This window comes from Alterotamlana spongicola, assembly GCF_035818475.1.
Taxonomy (GTDB): domain Bacteria; phylum Bacteroidota; class Bacteroidia; order Flavobacteriales; family Flavobacteriaceae; genus Cognatitamlana.
On the sequence record NZ_JAYMGV010000001.1, the window covers coordinates 341,199 to 362,424 of the forward strand.

General features: G+C 34.9%; 19 protein-coding genes. 14 read left to right on the top strand and 5 right to left on the bottom strand.

Annotated elements, in window-relative coordinates; all coding sequences use genetic code 11:
* Positions 1–147 precede the first annotated feature (147 nt).
* Both VOI54_RS01515 and VOI54_RS01520 read left to right on the top strand, forming a co-directional pair.
* Positions 148–1,407 carry an AAA family ATPase gene (locus VOI54_RS01515; protein ID WP_326280961.1) on the top strand — a complete coding sequence of 420 codons (1,260 nt, stop codon included), beginning with the start codon at positions 148–150 and terminating at the stop codon, positions 1,405–1,407.
* Positions 1,408–1,962: an RloB family protein gene (locus VOI54_RS01520; protein WP_326280962.1), complete on the top strand. Its 555-nt coding sequence runs from the start codon at positions 1,408–1,410 to the stop codon at positions 1,960–1,962.
* Between the two features lie 152 nt (positions 1,963–2,114).
* Here VOI54_RS01520 and VOI54_RS01525 read toward each other — a convergent pair whose 3' ends face one another.
* Both VOI54_RS01525 and VOI54_RS01530 read right to left on the bottom strand, forming a co-directional pair.
* On the bottom strand, positions 2,115–4,616 hold the full coding sequence (locus tag VOI54_RS01525) for a DUF5686 and carboxypeptidase-like regulatory domain-containing protein (RefSeq protein ID WP_326280963.1): 2,502 nt from the start codon (positions 4,614–4,616) through the stop codon (positions 2,115–2,117).
* 62 nt (positions 4,617–4,678) lie between these two features.
* Positions 4,679–5,656 (bottom strand): pyruvate dehydrogenase complex E1 component subunit beta, encoded by a 978-nt coding sequence (locus VOI54_RS01530; RefSeq protein ID WP_326280964.1) that lies wholly within the window; start codon positions 5,654–5,656, stop codon positions 4,679–4,681.
* A gap of 272 nt (positions 5,657–5,928) precedes the next feature.
* Between VOI54_RS01530 and VOI54_RS01535 the strand changes: the two genes are divergently transcribed.
* From VOI54_RS01535 to VOI54_RS01555, 5 genes are all read left to right on the top strand, one after another.
* A complete protein-coding gene (locus VOI54_RS01535) occupies positions 5,929–6,675 on the top strand; it encodes an electron transfer flavoprotein subunit beta/FixA family protein (RefSeq protein ID WP_326280965.1) in 747 nt (248 codons plus the stop codon).
* Positions 6,676–6,777: 102 nt separating this feature from the next.
* Entirely contained in the window at positions 6,778–7,737 is a 960-nt protein-coding gene (locus tag VOI54_RS01540; RefSeq protein ID WP_326280966.1) for an electron transfer flavoprotein subunit alpha/FixB family protein, read from the top strand.
* Between the two features lie 119 nt (positions 7,738–7,856).
* A complete protein-coding gene (locus tag VOI54_RS01545) occupies positions 7,857–8,474 on the top strand; it encodes a bifunctional nuclease family protein (protein ID WP_326280967.1) in 618 nt (205 codons plus the stop codon).
* 16 nt (positions 8,475–8,490) lie between these two features.
* Positions 8,491–10,017 carry a NupC/NupG family nucleoside CNT transporter gene (locus VOI54_RS01550; RefSeq protein WP_326280968.1) on the top strand — a complete coding sequence of 509 codons (1,527 nt, stop codon included), beginning with the start codon at positions 8,491–8,493 and terminating at the stop codon, positions 10,015–10,017.
* Between the two features lie 180 nt (positions 10,018–10,197).
* A complete protein-coding gene (locus VOI54_RS01555) occupies positions 10,198–11,022 on the top strand; it encodes a thymidylate synthase (RefSeq protein ID WP_326280969.1) in 825 nt (274 codons plus the stop codon).
* A gap of 52 nt (positions 11,023–11,074) precedes the next feature.
* Here VOI54_RS01555 and VOI54_RS01560 read toward each other — a convergent pair whose 3' ends face one another.
* Entirely contained in the window at positions 11,075–11,371 is a 297-nt protein-coding gene (locus VOI54_RS01560; protein WP_326280970.1) for an isoamylase early set domain-containing protein, read from the bottom strand.
* 310 nt (positions 11,372–11,681) lie between these two features.
* Here VOI54_RS01560 and VOI54_RS01565 point away from each other — a divergent pair, with 310 nt between their 5' ends.
* From VOI54_RS01565 to lspA, 7 genes are all read left to right on the top strand, one after another.
* Positions 11,682–12,593 carry a dihydrofolate reductase gene (locus tag VOI54_RS01565; protein WP_326280971.1) on the top strand — a complete coding sequence of 304 codons (912 nt, stop codon included), beginning with the start codon at positions 11,682–11,684 and terminating at the stop codon, positions 12,591–12,593.
* 136 nt (positions 12,594–12,729) lie between these two features.
* Entirely contained in the window at positions 12,730–14,322 is a 1,593-nt protein-coding gene (locus tag VOI54_RS01570; RefSeq protein WP_326280972.1) for a sulfatase, read from the top strand.
* A gap of 27 nt (positions 14,323–14,349) precedes the next feature.
* A complete protein-coding gene (locus VOI54_RS01575) occupies positions 14,350–15,462 on the top strand; it encodes a glycoside hydrolase family 88/105 protein (protein WP_326280973.1) in 1,113 nt (370 codons plus the stop codon).
* Positions 15,463–15,542: 80 nt separating this feature from the next.
* Entirely contained in the window at positions 15,543–17,099 is a 1,557-nt protein-coding gene (locus VOI54_RS01580) for an NAD(P)/FAD-dependent oxidoreductase (protein WP_326280974.1), read from the top strand.
* A gap of 127 nt (positions 17,100–17,226) precedes the next feature.
* A complete protein-coding gene (locus tag VOI54_RS01585) occupies positions 17,227–17,385 on the top strand; it encodes a DapH/DapD/GlmU-related protein (protein ID WP_326280975.1) in 159 nt (52 codons plus the stop codon).
* Positions 17,386–17,426: 41 nt separating this feature from the next.
* Positions 17,427–18,320, top strand: a complete 894-nt coding sequence (gene fabD, locus VOI54_RS01590) for an ACP S-malonyltransferase (RefSeq protein ID WP_326280976.1) — start codon at positions 17,427–17,429, stop codon at positions 18,318–18,320.
* Positions 18,321–18,830, top strand: a complete 510-nt coding sequence (gene lspA, locus VOI54_RS01595; protein ID WP_326280977.1) for a signal peptidase II — start codon at positions 18,321–18,323, stop codon at positions 18,828–18,830.
* Between the two features lie 162 nt (positions 18,831–18,992).
* On the opposite strand, the gene galE is transcribed toward lspA, so the two are convergent.
* Both galE and VOI54_RS01605 read right to left on the bottom strand, forming a co-directional pair.
* Complete coding sequence (gene galE / locus VOI54_RS01600; protein WP_326280978.1) at positions 18,993–20,018, bottom strand: UDP-glucose 4-epimerase GalE; 1,026 nt, start codon at positions 20,016–20,018, stop codon at positions 18,993–18,995.
* Positions 20,011–21,144, bottom strand: coding sequence for a DegT/DnrJ/EryC1/StrS family aminotransferase (locus tag VOI54_RS01605; protein ID WP_326280979.1), 1,134 nt, complete (start codon positions 21,142–21,144; stop codon positions 20,011–20,013). Before VOI54_RS01605 ends, galE begins: the two co-directional genes overlap by 8 nt.
* Positions 21,145–21,226: the final 82 nt, after the last annotated feature.

Here is a 21,226-nt window from a genome sequence, read left to right on the forward strand (position 1 = left end):
CAATCGAAATCGATAAAGTGCATTGAAACGACACTTTATCTTTGTATTGTACGTCATGCTGAAACACACCTAAATTTTAGTTAAATCGCAATTTAATTCAACTTTAATACCTATATTTGTAAAAATTTTGCGAATAAATCACTTAAAATGATATTGGAAATAAAGTTAAGCAATTTTTTCTCAATTCGAGACGAGGTTATTTTAGACTTAAGAGCTGGCAATATTAATACTGAAAAATCACGTGACTTAAAAGACAACCTTTTTCAATACGAAGATATTGAAGTACTAAAAACTGTTGCACTTTATGGTGCAAATGCCTCTGGAAAATCAAACATCATTAAAGCCATCAGATTTTGTATTGCAATGGTTTATGATTCTCATAAGCATAACGAAAATTCAATTTTCAATTTCAAGCCATTTAAATTTAATGGTTATAATAACAAACCAAGTCATTTCTTCATTCGATTTGTACATGAAGGGATTGAATATAAATACTCATTTTCATTAGCTCGGAATGAAATATTAACAGAAAGCCTTTATTATTATCCTAAAGGTAGAAAAGCTAAAATCTTTGTTCGAGATGAAAAAGCAGGAAAAAGTAAAAGAGATAAGTACTCTTTTGGAACATCAGTAATCAAAAGACCTTTTGATGTTGCTGAAAGCACATCAAACAAAACTCTATTTGTGTCAAGAGCAAGCCAAATGGATAGAGAAATTCCAAAGAAAATCTTCCATTTTTTTCACAGTATGTTCATAAGGAGACATTCTAGCTATAGCATAAGTAACGTGAATGTACTAATCAAGATGCACAAGGAACATTTACTAAAAGGGTTACAAATGGCTGATAGTGATATTGTGGATTTCAAACATAGAGTAATAAAAGAAAAAAGCAAAAAAATAAGAGCAAACATAGACACTCAAGAAGCATACCTTGAAGATGATGAACTTGAAAGCATTGAACTAAAAACATATCATCGTTACTCACCAAATACAGCATTTGATTTTATAACAGAAGAGTCTGATGGCACAAAAAAATTATTCTTCATGTTACTCACAATTCTTGACATATTGAGAAATAATAAAACTCTGCTTGTTGATGAAATTGAAGATAGTCTGCACCCAAAAATAGTAGACTATATAATTAAACTATTTAATGCGAGTGACAAAGCACAATTAATATTTTCAACCCATAATACGAATCTACTAGACTTAAATAAGTTTAGAAAAGACCAAATTTGGTTTGTGAATAAAACAATCGATGGCTGTTCTGACCTGTATTCTTTATACGATTATAGTGATTTTAGAGATACAATGGATTTAGAAAAAGCTTATTTACAAGGAAGATTTGACTCTATTCCAATCATTGATGATTCAATAAAAAACCTCAAATCTATCATAAGTGAATAAATGGCTAGGAATAGAAGAAAATCAAAAGGTAAAAAGATTAATCCAACACTATTTGTGTTTTGTGAAGGAGATACTGAAGAAGCATATATAAATATGTTAAAATCTTTTTTTAGATTATCTTCAATTCAAATTCATCCTAAAATTGGTGGAAACAATATAACTTCAAAATACATTGAAAATTATAAAAAAGATAAACCAACTCACGAAAAGGATATCAATTATTTAATGTATGATTTGGACGTACCTGAAATCGTAGATAGATTAAAAAAAATTAATGATGGCATTTTGCTTTTATCCAATCCTTGTATTGAATTATGGTTCCTTCTTCATTACAAAAATCATAAAGCAAATAATGACAGTGCATACTTTTATAAAGAATTAAAAAATAGAAATAAGACATACAAAAAAGGTGTAATTGATAAGAAACTAAAAGATAAACTGACCACCAAAATTGATGATGCTATAAAAAGAGCTAAAGATTTAATCGAATCCAAAAATCCTAGTTCGACTGTTTATAAACTTTTAGAAAAATTAAAAGAATTAGGAAATAAATAAAAGCACGAACGTACAACAACGTATATAAAAAATAGCTGTTTAAGTGCTTAATCCAAAGTGATTTTGATAAATTTATTGTTAGTACCAAACCGAAAAGTTAGTCTATAAAATCCGCTACTTTTCATATACAAACCCGTTAAACGAACACTTTCTTAAAAATAAAATCCAAAAGATCCCGTAACTCCAAATTTTCTGGCATCAGGGTTTTCTAACTTGTTCAGATAGTTCCCTCTAAAGTTAAAATCTATTCTAAACACCTTAAAAATATTCCCAACACCAAAACTATACTCATAGTATGGTTTGCTGACAGGGGCTTTATAAATTAAACCAGAGGCATTGATGTCCCTGTTATCCTGAGACACACCCCCTAAAACACCTCGTACTCCAACAATACCTCTTAAATTAAACTTTTTAAGTAAAGGGATTCTGGAAAATAAGCGTCCGTTAAAATTGTGCTCTATATGTAATGACGCATAAGTATCTGTTACAAATTCATAAAAATCAAGCTGGGAAAATGTATTATAAATAGAAAAGTAACTCTGGTTCCCTGGTATCACACTTAATAAACCTAAAGGTACCGTTCCAAAGGTTTTACCGGTTTCAAGAGTGGTATACAACCTTCCAAATCCTCCTATTTGCCAGGGCTGTAAATATCTAAACTGCAATTTGGTATAATCAAAGTCATTACTCTGTTCTCCTTCATGCCCTTTACTTACCTGGGCAAAAAGTTGTGCAAAATCATCATTAGCCGTTAAACGTTCTACACCATATCCTGTCATTTTTCGTTTAGGAAAAAAGGATAATGATAATGCCGTTTCATATTGTTTAATCCTTGAAGAAATACCGGTTGGAGAACTGGGGTCAAAATAATCCAGGCTAAAGGTTGATGACGCAGATTCTAAGGTTCTATAACTCCCACCTAATCTAAAAATCAAGTTCTTTACGGGTTCTATTTCAAAAGCTAAAGTGGTTAAATTAATATTGGTGAGCTTATCATTTGCAGCTGTAGTAAAAACTCCCGAAGACGCAAAACTTCTACCCAAAACATCCGTAGAATTGGTTAAACTCGCTCCTATTTGTTCTACATCTCTACGGTTTCCTCCAGAAATGATAATTCGGTTTTTCTTATCTATCAACCATTTTCCTGAGATACCGTATTTAAATTTATTGTCTCTAAATCCATAAGCTAAAAACCCCTCAATACGCCATAGGTCATTCCTTCCAAAATAAGTACGGCCTCCCGTTCTTAATCGCCAGCCTTCTACCTCATTAAAACCAATTGTTGAAAAAATAGGACCATAGTCTAATGGCAAAGTATTGAATTCAATGTATCCTGAAGACAAAATGCTACCCAGGTTATATAAGCGCTTAAACTTCTTTACGGTCTTTAAGGTATCTAACATTTTATAGACCCCTTGTTCATCTTTATTTAGTTCTTCCAAGCGATTCTCTTCCCAAAACGCTTCATCCCTGTCATAGATATCCTGGTCATAATTACTGACTTCTTTATCATAGAATTTTTTTTCTTTTTCTATGTCAAACTCATAATTATTGTATAAAGTAGTCCGCTTGCCATAAATACCGCGGGACTTCTCCTTTTTATTAAAAGCAAAATCAGACATCATATAATCACGCTTCACCAAAAACAAAGAATCGTTTAACACCTCAAACTCCTGCTCAATATAAACCTCTTTAACCCAGTTTATATTAGCACTTTTTGACGCTTGCAGATTAATATCCTTAATAGCGTAAGTAGTATCAGCCACCCAAAAATCACCTTTAAAGGTCAATTCATTTTTACGTCTTGGATAATAAATAATATTATAGCACCATTTATTGTCTATAAATGCACTATCAGATAACACATAATTATAAGTACTGATTCCGGTTCTTGAAAGCGGGCTTACAAAACTTTTATCAAAAAACTTAAGGTAATTATCATACACATTAAAATCAGAATACAGGTCATTTACAAAATCAATAATCACCTGATTATCACTAAATCCTGAATTTTTATTCCCTTTTAAAACCTCTTTGATTTTATTAGTTGTATTATCTCCATAAACCTTTGAAGCCGCTTCATTTATAAACATTGGCAAATAGGTTTTACCAGTAACTCTTGAGGTGTCTATTTCATCAAAAACAAACTCCATACCTTTAAACAACCTACTTTTAATAAGAGCGCTGTCAATGGTATTAATATCAAACTCTACCTTTTCGTATTTATCATATTGATATTGCTTAAATTGCTTTAAACCATTACTACGCTTATGAGCCCAAATTTTTCTAAGTAAATCAATAGCCGGATTATTTTTTTTAGGTTGTTTACCGGAAATGATAACTACTTCATTTAATTGAGCTGCCGCTTCTTTAAGCGTAAACTTTAAATTATAGTTTACTTTTTTATTTAATGGGATATTTAAAGTTTCGTAACCAATAAAAGACACTGTTAAAGCCTCCCAGCTTTCATCAGATTCTAAATAAAACCTTCCATCTTCATTTGTAATAGTTCCTTCTGTAGACCCGCTAAATACTACATTGGCGAATGATACGGGGTCATTATATTCATCAAAAACATAACCGCTAACTTTGGTTTGTGCTAATGAAGAAAAAACTCCAAAAAGGAAAAGGATACTAAGTGATTTTATATTCATAATACAAAAAACTTCACCAGCAAAACTGCTGATGAAGTTTATATAACGTAAAAAGTTATGATTTATTTATACATTACCTTTTTTACTGCTTTAATAACATCATCGCTATTGGGCAACCATTCTTCTAATAAAACAGGTGAATATGGCGCAGGAGTATCAGCTGTATTTATTTTCACAATCGGTGCATCTAAATAATCAAAAGCTTCAGATTGTACTAAATAAGTAATTTCGGTTGATACATTTCCAAAAGGCCAGGCTTCTTCTAATATAACTAGTCTATTTGTTTTCTTAACAGATTCAACAATAGCTTTTCTATCCATTGGACGAACGGTTCGCAAATCTATTATTTCACACGAAATCCCTTCTTTTTCTAATTCATCTGCCGCTTTATATGCTTCTTTAATTATTTTTCCAAAAGATACTATGGTAACATCTGTTCCTTCACGCTTAATATCTGCAACACCTATAGGCAAAATATATTCGCCTTCAGGCACTTCACCTTTATCGCCGTACATCTGCTCGCTTTCCATAAAAATAACCGGATCATCATCACGAATTGCCGCTTTTAGCAAGCCCTTGGCATCATAAGGGTTTGAAGGCACTACAACTTTTAATCCGGGTGTATTAGCAAACCAATTTTCAAACGCCTGTGAGTGCGTAGCCCCTAACTGGCCTGCAGACGCTGTAGGTCCACGAAATACAATAGGGCATTTAAACTGACCACCGGACATCTGTCTGATTTTGGCCGCGTTATTTATAATCTGATCAATCCCAACCAAAGAGAAGTTAAAAGTCATGTATTCAACTATTGGCCTATTACCCGTCATAGTAGAACCTATAGCAATACCAGCAAAACCTAATTCGGCAATTGGCGTATCTATAACACGTTTAGCCCCAAATTCATCTAACATCCCTTTTGATGCTTTATAAGCACCATTATATTCCGCTACTTCTTCACCCATTAAGTAAACGCTTTCATCTCTGCGCATTTCTTCACTCATGGCTTCACAAATAGCTTCTCTAAATTGAATTGTCTTCATTAAATCTATTTTAATTCGAATAGCAAAAATAGGAATTATTGATAATACTATACCATAAAATCTAATAGTAAAGTTATCTTGAAAATAATTTTTATTAAGTTCATAGAAATTGCTCACTATAAATGAAGATATAATAACACTTCTCTATATTGAAGTTATCAGATACAAATTAATGCTTTTTTAATATTTACTATGCATGCATAGTAAATATTCGGAATAAAATAATTAACTTCGTAACCTAGAAAAAACAAGATATTTTAATATATAAACAGATGAAAATATTAGTGTGTATAAGTCATGTACCGGACACCACCTCTAAGATTAACTTCACAGAAGACCATTCCAAATTTGACACTAACGGCGTACAATTTGTTATAAATCCAAATGATGAATTTGGCTTAACTCGTGCCATGTGGCTTAAGGAAAAGCAAGGCGCCAGTATTACTGTGGTAAATGTGGGCGGGACGGAAACTGAGCCTACGCTTCGTAAAGCCTTAGCTATTGGTGCAGACGCAGCCATTAGAGTTAACACCATCGCTACTGATGGATTTTCTGTGGCCAAACAACTGGCAAACATAATTAATGAAGGGGGCTATGATTTGGTTATTGCCGGCAGAGAATCTATTGATTACAATGGCGGTATGGTTCCCGGTATGATTGCCGGTTTAACCGGAGCTAACTTTGTAAACAATTGTATTGGCCTTGAAATTGACGGGACTTCCGTAACAGCAATAAGAGAAATTGACGGTGGTAAAGAAACCGTTTCCTCATCCTTGCCATTAGTTATTGGAGGGCAAAAAGGACTTGTTGAAGAAAGTGATTTACGAATTCCTAATATGAGAGGAATAATGATGGCCCGTAAAAAACCTTTAACGATTGCAGAACCTGTAAGTACTGATGCAGAAACTACATCAGTTTCATTTGAAAAACCAGCTCCAAAAGGTGCAGTGACACTGGTTTCTCCTGACAATTTAGACGAATTAGTAAACTTACTTCATAATGAAGCTAAAGTGATTTAGTTTGCTAAAATACTCTGAAATAAATTCAGAGTATTTATAACTATTCAGAAATCATTAATACGTTCCTGAAACAAAATCGGGAAAAGATCTAAAAAAAATTTTATGTCCATTTTAGTATATACAGAATCAGAACAAGGCACATTTAAAAAAGCAGCTTTTGAAGCAGCTTCTTATGCCAAAGCAGTTGCTGACCAATTAGGTACAACCGTTACCGCCATTACCATAAATGCAAATGATACAACGCCTTTAGGAAATTATGGTGTAGACAAAGTATTAAACGTCAAAAATACAGCACTTGATAATTTTAATGCTAACGCCTATGCTCAAACCATTAAACAGGCAGCAGAAAGTGAAAATGCCCAAGTAGTGGTTTTAAGTTCAAGCGCAAACAGCAAATATTTAGCACCACTTTTAGCCGTTGGTTTAAATGCCGGATACGTTTCAAATGTAATAGCAGCACCAATCAATATCAGTCCGTTTACAGTAAAACGTAATGCATTCACCAACAAAGCATTTGAGTTAACACAAATAAACACAGAAGTGAAAATTCTGGGAGTTTCCAGCAACGCTTTTGGGTTGATTGAGAATACTGGTAGCGCTACCACAGAAGATTTTTCGCCTTCAATTCCTGAACTGGGTGTAACGGTTGAATCTGTAGATAAAGCCACTGATAAAGTAACTATTGCCGATGCAGAAATAGTAGTCTCCGGCGGAAGAGGTTTAAAAGGACCTGAAAACTGGGGCATGATTGAAGAATTGGCTGATGTTCTGGGAGCAGCAACAGCGTGCTCTAAGCCAGTATCTGATTTAGGCTGGAGGCCTCATGGAGAACATGTAGGACAAACCGGTAAGCCCGTAGCTTCAAATTTATATATTGCCATAGGTATTTCAGGAGCCATTCAGCATTTAGCCGGTGTTAGTGCCTCAAAAGTGAAAGTAGTCATCAACACAGACGCTGAAGCCCCCTTCTTTAAAGCTGCCGATTATGGCGTGGTTGGAGATGCTTTTCAGGTAGTTCCTGAACTTATTGAAAAATTAAAGGCCTTTAAAGCACAACAATAATTTATTTTTTATAAATTGTGTAGTCCTATAGAACTGCTTAATTTAGCATTTTATACCTATTTCTGCTCTTGCAGTTGGTAAAGTTCTAAATTAAGCAGTTCTTTACGTTTTTAATGAATATGAGTTTAGTAAGATTAAATATAAAGGGAATTTCCTATAGCCAAACCCAAAATGGCGCCTATGCATTGATTTTAAATGAAGTAGACGGAGACAGAAAACTTCCTATAGTTATTGGTGCTTTTGAAGCCCAGTCTATCGCCATTGCTTTAGAAAAGGAAATTAGCCCGCCAAGGCCGTTAACGCATGATTTATTCAAAAACTTTGCAGACCGTTTTGATATTGTGGTTAAACAAGTGATTATTCATAAACTGGTTGACGGGGTATTTTATTCAAGTTTAATTTGCGAGCGCGATAAAATAGAAGAGATCATTGATGCCAGAACCAGTGATGCTATTGCATTGGCACTTCGCTTTCAAGCTCCCATATTCACTTATAAAAATATTCTTGACAAAGCTGGAATTTACCTTAAGGTAAACCCCAAGAAAGAAGACGAAGATACTGAAGATAGTATTTTAATGGATGAGTTGGTTACCAATGAACTTGAACCCAATGAGCCACGTGAAAATTTTCAGGGAAAGACTCTGGAGGAACTTCAAAAACTATTGGAAGAAGCAGTTGCTAATGAGGATTATGAAAAAGCAGCTCATATTAGAGATGAAATTTCCAAAAGAAAATAACCCCCTGCATTAAAATATGAAAAAGCTGTTTTTGTTTTTTGCTGTTTTATTTTTGTTAACGACTCCTAACAGTATTACAGCACAAAATGTCGAGCATGTTGCCACTGTTGACACTATTCAGAAAACCGTGACAGCACATACTATAGACTCAATTAGTGAGGAGAATAGTCTAAACACAACTTTAAGTACTTCCCAAGCGTCAGCTTTAAAAAACACAGCAAACACCATTATTCCTAGCCAGGGATTTTCGATAAATAGTATATGGAGAGGTTTGCTAGGCATAATTGTCTTAATATGTATTGCTTTTCTTTTTAGCAGTAACAGAAAAGCTATTAATTGGAAAATAGTAGGTATTGGTCTCAGTTTTCAATTACTTATAGCTATTGGCGTTTTAAAAGTAAAATTCATCAAAGGCATTTTTGAATTTATTGGTGGATTATTTGTGAGTGTTTTAGAATTTACCAGGGCCGGGAGTAAATTTTTATTCGAAGGATTGGTAGTAGATATGGATACTTTTGGGTTCATTTTTGCTTTTCAAGTATTACCAACCATTATATTCTTTTCAGCCTTAACTTCTGTATTATTCTATTTAGGCATCATTCAAAAAGTAGTAAAGGCCATGGCCTGGTTACTTTCTAAAGCCTTAAAAATATCAGGAGCAGAAAGCTTAAGTGTTGCAGGAAATATTTTTTTAGGCCAAACCGAAGCCCCGCTTTTAATTAAAGCCTACCTGGAAAAAATGAACAAATCTGAAATGCTTTTGGTCATGATTGGAGGTATGGCTACGGTAGCTGGAGCTGTTTTAGCAGCATATATAGGTTTTCTTGGAGGCAATGACGAAGTGCTAAGATTATTTTATGCCAAACATTTATTAGCAGCATCAGTAATGGCCGCTCCGGGCGCCATTGTTATTTCAAAAATACTATATCCTCAAACCGAAGATGTAAATACTGATGTATCTGTTTCGCAAGAAAAAATAGGTGCCAATTTTTTAGATGCTATTGCAAATGGTACTACAGAAGGCTTAAAATTGGCAGTAAATGTTGGAGCTATGTTATTAGTTTTTGTAGCATTTATTGCTATGTTCAATGGTATATTAGGTTGGTTTGGTGATATCACGTCTGTGAACAACTGGATTGCTGCCAACACCTCTTATAATAGTTTATCTATCGAACTCATATTAGGTTATGCCTTTGCCCCGCTCATGTGGCTTATCGGGGTTGCAAAAGAAGATATGACACTAATGGGACAGCTGTTAGGAATCAAATTAGCAGCCAGTGAGTTTATAGGCTATATTCAGCTAAGAGATTTAAAGAACATTAGTAACGCGATTCACCTTAATTATGAAAAGTCTGTTATTATGGCAACTTATATGCTATGTGGCTTTGCTAATTTTGCGTCTATAGGTATACAAATAGGCGGTATTGGTTCTTTAGCTCCGGGACAACGTAAAACACTGTCAAAATTTGGGATGAAAGCCTTAGCCGGTGGTACAATTGCATCTTTAATTTCGGCTACAATTGCAGGAATGATTATTGGTTAATAACTTTATAATAATATATTGACGCATCAGAATCTGACTTTAATGCTTTTTTATATTTTTAATCGCTGATAAATTTATGTCAGATTCAGTGTAATCGGAGTGTCTGTTTCCAAAGATTCGATTTCAACTATAAATTATGTTTAACCCTAAAGAGATTCATACCTTTAGCAGGAATATATTATGAAACAATATCACGATTTAGTAAAACACGTTTTAGAAAACGGAAATGAAAAAGAAGACCGTACAGGTACAGGTACAAAAAGTGTTTTTGGTTATCAAATGCGCTTTGACCTAAGTGAGGGGTTTCCTATGGTAACCACAAAAAAACTACACTTAAAGTCTATTATATATGAATTGTTATGGTTTTTAAAAGGCGATACAAATATTAAATACCTTACTGAAAACGGTGTACGTATCTGGAATGAATGGGCTGATGAAAATGGAGACCTCGGGCCGGTTTATGGCCACCAATGGCGCAATTGGAATAATGATGAAATTGACCAGATCAAAGACGTTATTCATGCGTTAAAACATAATCCAAATAGTCGTAGAATGTTGGTTTCTGCCTGGAACCCTTCCGTACTTCCTGATACTTCAAAATCCTTTAGTGAGAATGTAGCAAACGGAAAAGCAGCATTACCGCCTTGTCATACATTCTTCCAGTTTTATGTAGCAGACGGTAAACTATCCTGTCAACTTTATCAAAGAAGTGCCGATATATTTCTTGGTGTACCTTTTAATATTGCATCATATGCTTTATTTACTATGATGATAGCTCAGGTGTGTGGTTATAAAGCTGGTGAATTCATACATACCTTTGGAGACGCTCATATTTATAGTAATCATTATGAGCAATTGGAATTACAACTTTCAAGAGACATAAGACCGCTTCCAAAAATGATTATAAACCCCGAAGTAAAAAATATTTTCGATTTTACTTTTGAGGATTTTACACTTGTTGATTATGACCCCCACCCACATATAAAAGGCCTTGTAGCTGTATAAAAAAAGCACCTTCAATTATGAAGGTGCTTTTTTATTTTTTTATTCTAATATTCTATAAGTTAATCACACTATTTTCAGCACCAGCGTAATCATTCCAAGCATAAGCATCGGCAGCATCATCATTAACATAAACACCGTCAACAATGTATTTAAACTCATAAGAGCTTCCGGTTTCTAAATCAACAGTACCTTTAAAAGTACCGTTCTTTAATTTTTTAAGAACTGCTTTTTTCTCGTTCCACTCGTTAAAAGATCCAACAACTGAAACTTTTTTAGCATCTTCTGCAGGTAAAGCAAATGTCACTTTACATATTGGTTTACTTTTTAAATATTGTTTTTTAATAGCCATAATTTCAAAGATTTAATGTGTTGTATTATGGGGCAAATTTAAAACAAATACCAACACCTAACTACTTAATTCTCTTTACTATTAAAGAATTATCAATTTGTTAATATGTCTCATAAAAAAATTAGATCCAGTAAAAAAAGCAGCATTAATTTTAACATATTATCAATAAAAAAAGCAATCGTTTTTATCTGATTTTCAGAGGTTTTTATCCGAAAACGTTTTCGGAAAAGCCTTACTTTTTTGTATATCTCATAATTCTTTATAATGTCAATAAAAAAACTTTAACTTTACAGTAATTTATTATTGAAATATGTTTGGCAGAAAGAAACCGACTCCGCAGATAGATAAAGACCAATTAGAGCTTATTGAAAATGCACAAAAACGCATTAAGCAAAAAAAAAGATTGTATATCCATTTTGTGTTTTTTTTGATTGGAAGCATCTTTCTTATCCTTGCCAACCTGTTTTTAGGCATTGGTAAAGATTTGACATTCTTTGGCAAAGAATGGTTTTTGTTTGCCATAATCATCTGGTTTTTCTTTTTATTATATCATGCGTTTAACGTTTTTGTTACAAATAAATTTATGGGTAAAGCCTGGGAAAAAAGACAACTGGAAAAACTGGTATCTAAACAACAAAGGCGAATTGAAAACATAAAAACGGGTTTGAAAAAAGAAGAAACCCTGATTGCACAAAGCGAAGCATATTCTGAAACTACACCAAAACATACCGGACCTGAACTCACAATCATTGTGGCAGCCGCAACAAATGATGCCATAGGAAAAGGCAATGCACTTATTTGGCATTTAAGTGACGACCTAAAGCGCTTTAAAACCTTAACAAACGGACACCATATTATAATGGGGCGTAAAACATTTGAAAGCTTTCCAAAACCACTACCCAACAGAACTCATGTGGTCATTACAAGACAAGGAGATTACAAAGCTCCTGATGACGTTATTATTGTTAACAGCTTAGAAGATGCCATTGATGCCAGTAAAAATGACTCTCAACCCTTTATTATTGGAGGTGGTGAAATTTATAAGCAGGCTTTAGCTATTGCCGATAAAATTGAGTTAACAAGAGTACATCATGATTTTGAAGCAGATACCTTTTTTCCAAAAATAGATACTACAGTTTGGAAAGAAACCGCTAATGTTTTTCACAAAAAAGATGAAAATCACAATTATGAGTTTTCATTTATTACATATACCAGAATATAATTCAATCAACATAGGTTTGCTTGATAATAATATCATGACAAACAAAATCAAAGCATCAAACTGCAAGCTTGAAAATAACTTATAATGGTATTTCAGAAACAACGATTAAACTAATTTGCAAATAAAACATAAACACATGAAGTTTATCCAACTATTGGCTCTTAGTATTTTACTTTACACTTGTCAAGAAAAAAAGCAAAGTAACTCCTCCTCTTCACCACAAAAACCTAATGTTGTCTTTATTTTGGTTGACGACCTTGGATTACATGACTTAAGTTATACCGGTAGTAATTATTATGAAACACCAAATATTGATAAGCTTGCTTCAACATCGATAGAGTTTACTCAGGGCTATGCAGCATCCAGAGTATGTAGCCCGTCAAGAGCAAGTATATTTACCGGTCAATTTACGGCAAGACACGGTATTACGGATTGGATTGGAGCCAAAACCGGAACAAACTGGAGAACACATAACAGACATGATAAATTACTGCCTTCAGAATACATTCATAATCTGCCCGATAAAAACATCACTTTAGCAGAGGCCATGAAATCTGCCGGTTACAAAACTTTTTTTGCTGGCAAATGGCATTTGGGAACTACCGGATCTCATCCTGAGGATCACGGCTTTGATATCAATGTAGGAGGCTGGGATAAAGGTGGCCCTATGGGAGGTTATTTTTCGCCCTGGAAAAATCCAAAGCTTGAAAATAAACAAAATGGAGAAAATCTTTCAATACGTCTGGCAACAGAAACTGCAAATTTTATTACAAACCATAAAGATGCCCCATTTTTTGCTTTTTTATCCTTTTATGCTGTTCATGGCCCCATTCAAACCACTCAAAGTAAATGGAAGAAATACCGCCAAAAAGCACAAGATCAAGGCATAAAAGAAATAGGTTATATAATGGAGCGTGTTTTACCAATTCGCCAAACTCAGGACAACCCCGTTTATGCCGGTTTAGTTGAGCACATGGATGATGCCGTGGGTATTGTTACCAAAGCACTTCAAGAAGCCGGGGTAGATAAAAATACCATAATTGTATTTACTTCTGATAATGGAGGCGTTGCTTCCGGTGATTCATTTTCTACCTCTAACTTACCATTAAGAGGAGGTAAAGGATATCAATGGGAAGGTGGGATTCGTGAACCCTATTTTATTAAGGTGCCATGGGTAGCTGCTAAGAATAAGCAACGAAGCTATCCGGTTACCGGAGCTGATTTTTACCCGACTATTCTGGATTTGGCAAATATTGATTTACTCCCCGAACAACATAAAGACGGGATCAGCCTAAAACCCATTATAGAAAATACACAAAGTACCTTACCGGAAAGACCACTTTACTGGCATTACCCGCATTATGGTAATCAGGGAGGTGAACCTTCATCTATTATCAGAGAGCAAAACTGGAAATTGATCCATTATTGGGAAGATGGGCGTAATGAGTTATATGATCTTAATTCAGACCCATCTGAACAAAACAACATTTCTGAAAAATCACCTGACAAGGTCAAAGAGATGGTTTCAAAATTAAATCAATGGCTACAGGAAGTTAACGCAAAATTTCCATCAAAAGATCCTGAATATAATGAAGCCAAAGCCAAAGAGCGTCATCACAACCTGGTAAACAAAAGGCTACCGGGACTGGAAAAACAACGCAAAGCCTTTTTATCAGAAGACTTTAAACCTAACGCTACCTGGTGGGGAAGTATGACAACCAAAGACTAAAACTACTAAACTTAAATTTAACAGTACATGGCTAAGCTCAAAATTATTATTCTACTAACTCTACTAATTGCTAATCATTCTAAAGCTCAGGACATAAAGCCTTCAGAAGTCAAAAACGTTATGAAAAAAGTTGCCGATTGGCAAATAGCGCATTTTAAGGATTTATATAGCAATCGCAAAAAACCACATCATCCTTTAGACTGGACTAACGGAGCGCTTTATGTTGGTATGGTAAAATGGGCAGCTATGGCTAATGATGATAAATATTATAACTGGCTTAAAGGTATTGGAGAAGCTCATCAATGGAAATTATATCACCGGAAATATCATGCTGACGATCATACTGTTGGGCAATTGTACATTGAATTATATAGAAAGTACAAAGATGAGAATATGATCAGGCCAACAAAAAAGCAGTTTGATTTTATCATGTATCACCCATCTGTTTCTGCATTAAACTGGAAAACACCATATCATCAGGATCGTTGGAACTGGTGTGACGCATTGTTTATGTCTCCTCCGGTATGGGCTAAACTATATAACGTTACCGGGCAAAAAAAATATCTTGATTTTATGCTAAAAGAATATAAGGCTACTACAGATTTTTTATTTGATAAAAAGGAAAACCTGTATTATCGGGATGAAAGTTATATGGGTAAATTAGATCATGGCACCAAAATATTTTGGTCCAGAGGCAATGGCTGGGTCTTTGCCGGACTTACCAATATTATGAATGAGTTAAACCCGGAAACCAAAGAATACAAGTACTTTTTAAAGATTTATAAAAAAATGGCTAAAAAGCTTCTTGAAATTCAAACACCTGAAGGCCATTGGGCTATGAGCCTGCTGGGTCAGCAATTTTATCCCACCCCGGAAACCAGCGGTTCTTCTTTTTACACTTATGGCTTAGCCTGGGGCATTAATAAAGATATTTTAGATAAAGAGGCTTATATTCCTGCTGTTAAAAAAGGATGGAATGCCATGGTAAGTTATGTAACAGATGAGGGCATGCTAGGCTATGTACAACCTATTGGAGCTGCTCCCGGAAAAGCCTGGGCAGATCAATCTGAGGTTTATGGAACCGGAGCATTTTTAAGTGCAGGTTCTGAAGTTTATAAATTGTTTGGAGGAGAGTTGTAAATTTGATTTGCGATAATTTCATTAAGCAAAACTCAGAATTCGTTCACCGTCCATATCCTTATTTTCAGTAATTTCGCCACATGGTAAAAGAGATTCAACTCCGTGTTACACTTAAGGAAGAAGAACGTAGTGATATTCTGGTTTTAAAGTCAGCTTTAAAACTGGACATTGACAAGTCTGATATTACAGGAGTAAAAGTATTACGAAAATCTATAGATGCCAGAAAGCCTAAGATTATATTCAACTATAAAGTAGCGGTTTATATTAAAGAAGCGCTTCCAGAAACATCTGAATACCAGTTTGACTATAAAGATGTGTCAAAAGCCAAGCCTATACATATTATTGGTTTTGGTCCGGCAGGTATGTACGCTGCTTTAAGATGTATAGAGTTAGGGTTCAAACCCATAGTTCTGGAACGTGGTAAAAACGTTCAGGATCGCCGACGCGATTTGAGAGCCATAAATCAGGACCATCTTGTTAATGAGGATTCCAACTATTGCTTTGGTGAAGGTGGCGCAGGCACCTATAGTGACGGTAAGCTCTACACGCGAAGTTTAAAACGTGGTGATGTAAGGCGTATTTTTGAAAACCTGGTTTATCACGGCGCTACAGATCAAATTTTAATTGATGCCCATCCACATATTGGAACCAACAAACTCCCCAAGGTGGTTCAAAACATCAGAGAAACTATTCTTAAATATGGCGGCGACATTCATTTTGAAACACGGGTAACGGATTTCAAAATAAAAAACAATGAAATAAAAGCTATTCAACTTCAAAACGGAGCAGAGTTGGCTGTTGATAAGGTGATTTTAGCCACAGGACACTCTGCCAGGGATATCTTTTATCTGCTTCATGAAAAAGAGATGGCCTTAGAAGCAAAATCATTTGCCATGGGGGTTAGGGTAGAACATCCGCAGCATATTATAGATTCCATTCAATATCATTGTTCCGGATCACGACATGACTTGCTTCCTGCTGCTGCATACAGCTTGGTACAACAGGTTAATAACAGAGGCGTGTATTCATTTTGTATGTGTCCCGGTGGTTTTATTGTTCCGGCAGCTACAGCTAATGGTGAAGTGGTGGTTAATGGTATGTCCCCTTCCAAGCGAAATAATTTATATGCTAATTCCGGAATTGTAGTTGAAATAAATGTAGATACCGATTTATCTAAATATGAACATTTTGGTGTTTTAAAGGGCTTGGAATATCAAAAAAACCTAGAGCGTTTGGCATTTACCTCGGGAGGACGTAGCCAGGTAGCTCCTGCTCAAAGACTAACCGATTTTGTTGAGGGAAGGCTTTCTACTGACCTAAATCCTTGTTCGTATCAGCCCGGGTTAAAATCGGCACCATTACATTCTTTACTACCTAAATTTATTGGAAGCAGATTACGAAAAGGCTTTGATGCTTTTGGTAAAAAGATGAAAGGTTATTATACTAATGAAGCCAATATAGTTGGTGTGGAATCCAGAACCTCATCCCCTATTTCCATTCCTAGAACAACTACCTTAGAACACCCTCAAATTTCCAACTTATATCCCTGTGGTGAAGGCGGCGGCTATGCCGGAGGAATTATTTCTGCAGCTATGGATGGGGAACGCTGTGCCGAAGCCGCTTCGCAAAATTTATAATTTTTTATATCTTGGTTGCTAATCCATTACTCAATCTTTTTTATGACCGAAAAAGAAAAAATGATTACAGGTCAATTGTACCGGCCTGATGACGAAGAACTGGCAAAACCCATTGTAATTGATCATAATGTCTGGATTGGGGGGCAATAGTACTATTTGTCCCGGGGTTACCCTTGGAAACAATGTAGTGGTTGGAGCGGGCTCTGTAGCTACCAAAAGCTTCCCTGATAATGTCGTTATTGCCGGTAATCCTGCTAAAATTATTAAAGCCATAGATAACGGCTAAATTTTTAATTCTTATTTTTGCAGCTCTAAAAATTAAATACAATGAACGCATATATTTTTCCGGGTCAGGGGGCTCAATTTTCAGGAATGGGTTTAGACCTTTATGAAAACTCTCCATTAGCTCAAGACCTGTTTGAACAAGCTAATTCTATTTTAGGATTTAATATCACTGATACTATGTTTGAAGGTTCTGCCGAAGACCTTAAAGAAACTAAAGTAACACAACCGGCTATATTTTTGCACTCGGTTATTCTGGCAAAGACTTTAGGCGAAAGTTTTAAGCCTGATATGGTTGCCGGTCATTCATTAGGAGAATTTTCTGCATTAGTAGCTAACGGTGCTTTAACTTTTGAAGATGGTTTAAAATTGGTATCTCAACGTGCATTAGCTATGCAAAAAGCCTGTGAATTACAACCAAGTACTATGGCTGCTGTTTTAGGATTGGATGATGATATTGTTGAGAAAGTATGTGCTACAACTGAAGGTGTTGTTGTAGCTGCTAATTATAATTGCCCCGGACAATTAGTCATATCAGGAGAAATTGAAGCTATTAACAGCGCTTGTGAAACTTTAAAAGCAGAAGGCGCCCGAAGGGCTCTAGTTTTACCCGTTGGCGGTGCATTTCATTCACCTTTAATGGAACCCGCTCGTGAAGAATTAGCTGCTGCTATAGAAAACACAGCGTTCAACAAAGCTAACTGTCCTATTTACCAAAATGTTACAGCACATGCTGTTATTGATGAAGCGGCTATAAAGACAAACCTTATTTCTCAATTAACAGCTCCGGTACGTTGGACACAATCTGTTCAGCAAATGATAGCAGATGGAGCTACACTATTTACTGAAGTTGGCCCTGGTAAAGTTTTACAAGGTTTGGTTAAAAAAATTAACAGATCTTCAGAAACAGTTTCTGCAACTTTTGAAACCAACAGTTAAATGAAACTTACCAAACGTAATATATACATCTTTCTTGTTATTATTTTAACCATTGCCGCAGATCAGATATCAAAGGTTATTGTTAGGGCTAATATTGGAGGGAGAACCAATTTGACTCCAGGGGAACAAATTCCAATTATTGGTGACTATTTCATTTTAATGAATGTTGAAAACACCGGAGCATTTCTAGGTATGGGTAGTGACCTTAATCCAACACTCAGAATCATTTTGTTATTGATTCTACCCATTCTTGTTTTAGGATTTGTGCTTCGCCATATTCTTAAAGACAAATCTTTAGACAATTGGTCTTTATTTGCTTTTGCAAGTATTATTGGCGGAGGCATTGCCAATGTTTATGACAGAATAGTTTATGGCTCTGTAACTGATTTTCTATTTATAGATCTAGGTGGTGTTTTTAAAACAGGCATTTTCAATCTGGCAGATTTATCGGTTACCACAGGTATGATCATTTTGGTCTTTATGAGTTTCAGGAAGAAAAAAACAACATAAAAAAGAGGCTGTCTAGAAAGTGTCATTCTGAATGATAATGAAGAATCCCCTACAACTATAATACACTAATTTTCAAAATAATAAGATTCTTCGCTTCGCTCTGAATGACAAAACAAATCACTTTTCAGACAGCCTCTTTTTATTTATATCTATCGAAACTAATTAATCATTAGCTCTAACTTTTTGTTCCCATTTCCATGCAGAACGCATAGCTTCATCTAATGATAATTCTGTTTTCCATCCCAGCTCATCATTAGCCTTATTGGTATCTGCATACGCTGATATAATATCACCTTCTCTTCTACCTACAATCTTATAATTCAATTTTTTACCTGAAACACGTTCAAAAGCTTCAACAACCTCTAATACTGAACTTCCTTTTCCTGTTCCTAAGTTAAAGGTTTCGTAGTTTTCTTTGTTCTTATTTTGTAATAAACGCCCTAGAGCCACCACGTGAGCTTTTGCTAAATCCACTACATGAATATAATCTCTTATACAGGTGCCATCAGGTGTTGGGTAGTCATCTCCAAAAACCGATAACTCCTGACGTAATCCAATTCCCGTTTGTGTAATAAATGGTACTAAATTTTGAGGGACACCTATTGGTAATTCTCCAATTTCAACAGATTCGTGTGCTCCAACAGGGTTAAAATAACGTAAAGCAATAGCTTTTAACGTTGGCACTACTTTACAAGTATCTTTTATAATCTCTTCTCCAATCTGTTTGGTATTTCCATACGGTGATTCCGCTTGTTTTACCGGTGCATTTTCAGTAATAGGTAGCTCGTCCGCCTGTCCATAAACTGTACATGAAGAACTGAATATAAATGCTGCTGACGGTAATTTTTTTAATTCCTTTAGGATATAAACTAAGGTCCCAATATTGTTTTCATAGTACAATAAAGGTTCTTGTACACTCTCACCAACCGCCTTACTTGCTGCAAAATGAATAACACCTTTAACATCATTATGTTTTGAAAAAAAGGCTTCAACTCCGGATTTATCTTTTAAATCTAACTTTTCAAAAATTGGAGTTTTCCCTGTTATTGCAGTTATGCCATCTAAAACTTTTTCTGAAGAATTTGATAAATCGTCTATTATCACAACCTCATAACCTTTGTTTTGTAATTCTACAACCGTATGAGATCCTATAAACCCTAAACCTCCGGTAACTAATATTTTATCCATTTATAAAATTTATAATTGTTGATGTAATATATTCTATTTGTTCATCATCTAATTCAGTATGCATAGGTAATGAAATAACTTGTTTTACTAAGGTATTTGTTACTTCAAAGTCGGCTTCATCATATCGGGTATCTGCATATGCTTTTTGCTTGTGAAGTGGAATGGGATAATACACGCCACAAGGGATGCCTTTATCATTTAAATGTTTTGCCAAGGCATCTCTGTCAATACCTTTTATTTTTAACGTATACTGATGAAATACATGATTATCTTCTGATCCGTACCTGTAAGGTGTTTCAATAGCATCTATATCCTTAAAAGCATTATCATATTTATTAGCAGCTTCAATTCTATTTTTATTATAAGTATCTAAAAGGGGTAATTTAGCATCTAAAACGGCTGCCTGAATGCTGTCTAATCTGGAATTGACTCCAACTACATCATGGTGGTAGCGCTCATACATCCCATGATTAACAATACCTCTGATAGTATGCGCTAAATCATCATCATTTGTAAAAATGGCACCACCATCTCCGTAACACCCTAAATTTTTTGATGGAAAAAATGATGTTGCTCCAACATCACCAATAGTTCCCACTTTTACCTTAGAACCATCTTTATACGTATAGTTAGCACCTATGGCCTGCGCATTGTCTTCAATAACAAATAAATTATGAGCTTTGGCAATCTCCATTATAGCTTCCATATTAGCACACTGGCCAAATAAATGTACCGGTACTATAGCCTTTGTTTTAGGTGTAATTGCTTTTTTGATCGCCTCAATATTAATATTGAAATCATCTTCATTTACATCAACCAAAACCGGAGTTAATTGCAATAGAGCTATGACCTCTACTGTTGCTGCAAAGGTAAAATCGGCCGTAATAACCTCATCCCCTGGCTTTAGCCCCAATCCCATCATAGCTATTTGCAAGGCATCAGTTCCGTTTGCACAGGGAATTACATGCTTTACACCTAAATAACTCTCTAAATTTTTCTGAAATTCATGGACTTTGGGTCCGTTTATAAATGCAGTGTTTTCAATAACCTCTTGAATAGAAGGATTAACGATAGCTTTTATATCGTTATACTGACCTTTAAGGTCAACCATTTGTATTTTCTTCATCTAAAAATTGTTATAGCCTCCTAAATTCCAACAATCTATCTAGACTAATTTTTATGAATACCCATTTTGGATTTACAGTCGA

Bases quoted from the DNA above. Each gene is read 5' to 3' on its own strand.
- VOI54_RS01545 (WP_326280967.1), top strand. From the start codon at position 7,857: ATGAGTTTAGTAAGATTAAATATAAAGGGAATTTCCTATAGCCAAACC.
- VOI54_RS01555 (WP_326280969.1), top strand. From the start codon at position 10,198: ATGAAACAATATCACGATTTAGTAAAACACGTTTTAGAAAACGGAAAT.
- VOI54_RS01560 (WP_326280970.1), bottom strand. From the start codon at position 11,371: ATGGCTATTAAAAAACAATATTTAAAAAGTAAACCAATATGTAAAGTG.
- VOI54_RS01575 (WP_326280973.1), top strand. From the start codon at position 14,350: ATGGCTAAGCTCAAAATTATTATTCTACTAACTCTACTAATTGCTAAT.
- VOI54_RS01550 (WP_326280968.1), top strand. From the start codon at position 8,491: ATGAAAAAGCTGTTTTTGTTTTTTGCTGTTTTATTTTTGTTAACGACT.
- VOI54_RS01525 (WP_326280963.1), bottom strand. From the start codon at position 4,616: ATGAATATAAAATCACTTAGTATCCTTTTCCTTTTTGGAGTTTTTTCT.
- galE (WP_326280978.1), bottom strand. From the start codon at position 20,018: ATGGATAAAATATTAGTTACCGGAGGTTTAGGGTTTATAGGATCTCAT.
- VOI54_RS01535 (WP_326280965.1), top strand. From the start codon at position 5,929: ATGAAAATATTAGTGTGTATAAGTCATGTACCGGACACCACCTCTAAG.
- VOI54_RS01580 (WP_326280974.1), top strand. From the start codon at position 15,543: ATGGTAAAAGAGATTCAACTCCGTGTTACACTTAAGGAAGAAGAACGT.
- VOI54_RS01540 (WP_326280966.1), top strand. From the start codon at position 6,778: ATGTCCATTTTAGTATATACAGAATCAGAACAAGGCACATTTAAAAAA.
- VOI54_RS01565 (WP_326280971.1), top strand. From the start codon at position 11,682: ATGTTTGGCAGAAAGAAACCGACTCCGCAGATAGATAAAGACCAATTA.
- VOI54_RS01520 (WP_326280962.1), top strand. From the start codon at position 1,408: ATGGCTAGGAATAGAAGAAAATCAAAAGGTAAAAAGATTAATCCAACA.
- VOI54_RS01530 (WP_326280964.1), bottom strand. From the start codon at position 5,656: ATGAAGACAATTCAATTTAGAGAAGCTATTTGTGAAGCCATGAGTGAA.
- lspA (WP_326280977.1), top strand. From the start codon at position 18,321: ATGAAACTTACCAAACGTAATATATACATCTTTCTTGTTATTATTTTA.
- VOI54_RS01605 (WP_326280979.1), bottom strand. From the start codon at position 21,144: ATGAAGAAAATACAAATGGTTGACCTTAAAGGTCAGTATAACGATATA.
- VOI54_RS01585 (WP_326280975.1), top strand. From the start codon at position 17,227: ATGTCTGGATTGGGGGGCAATAGTACTATTTGTCCCGGGGTTACCCTT.
- fabD (WP_326280976.1), top strand. From the start codon at position 17,427: ATGAACGCATATATTTTTCCGGGTCAGGGGGCTCAATTTTCAGGAATG.
- VOI54_RS01515 (WP_326280961.1), top strand. From the start codon at position 148: ATGATATTGGAAATAAAGTTAAGCAATTTTTTCTCAATTCGAGACGAG.
- VOI54_RS01570 (WP_326280972.1), top strand. From the start codon at position 12,730: ATGAAGTTTATCCAACTATTGGCTCTTAGTATTTTACTTTACACTTGT.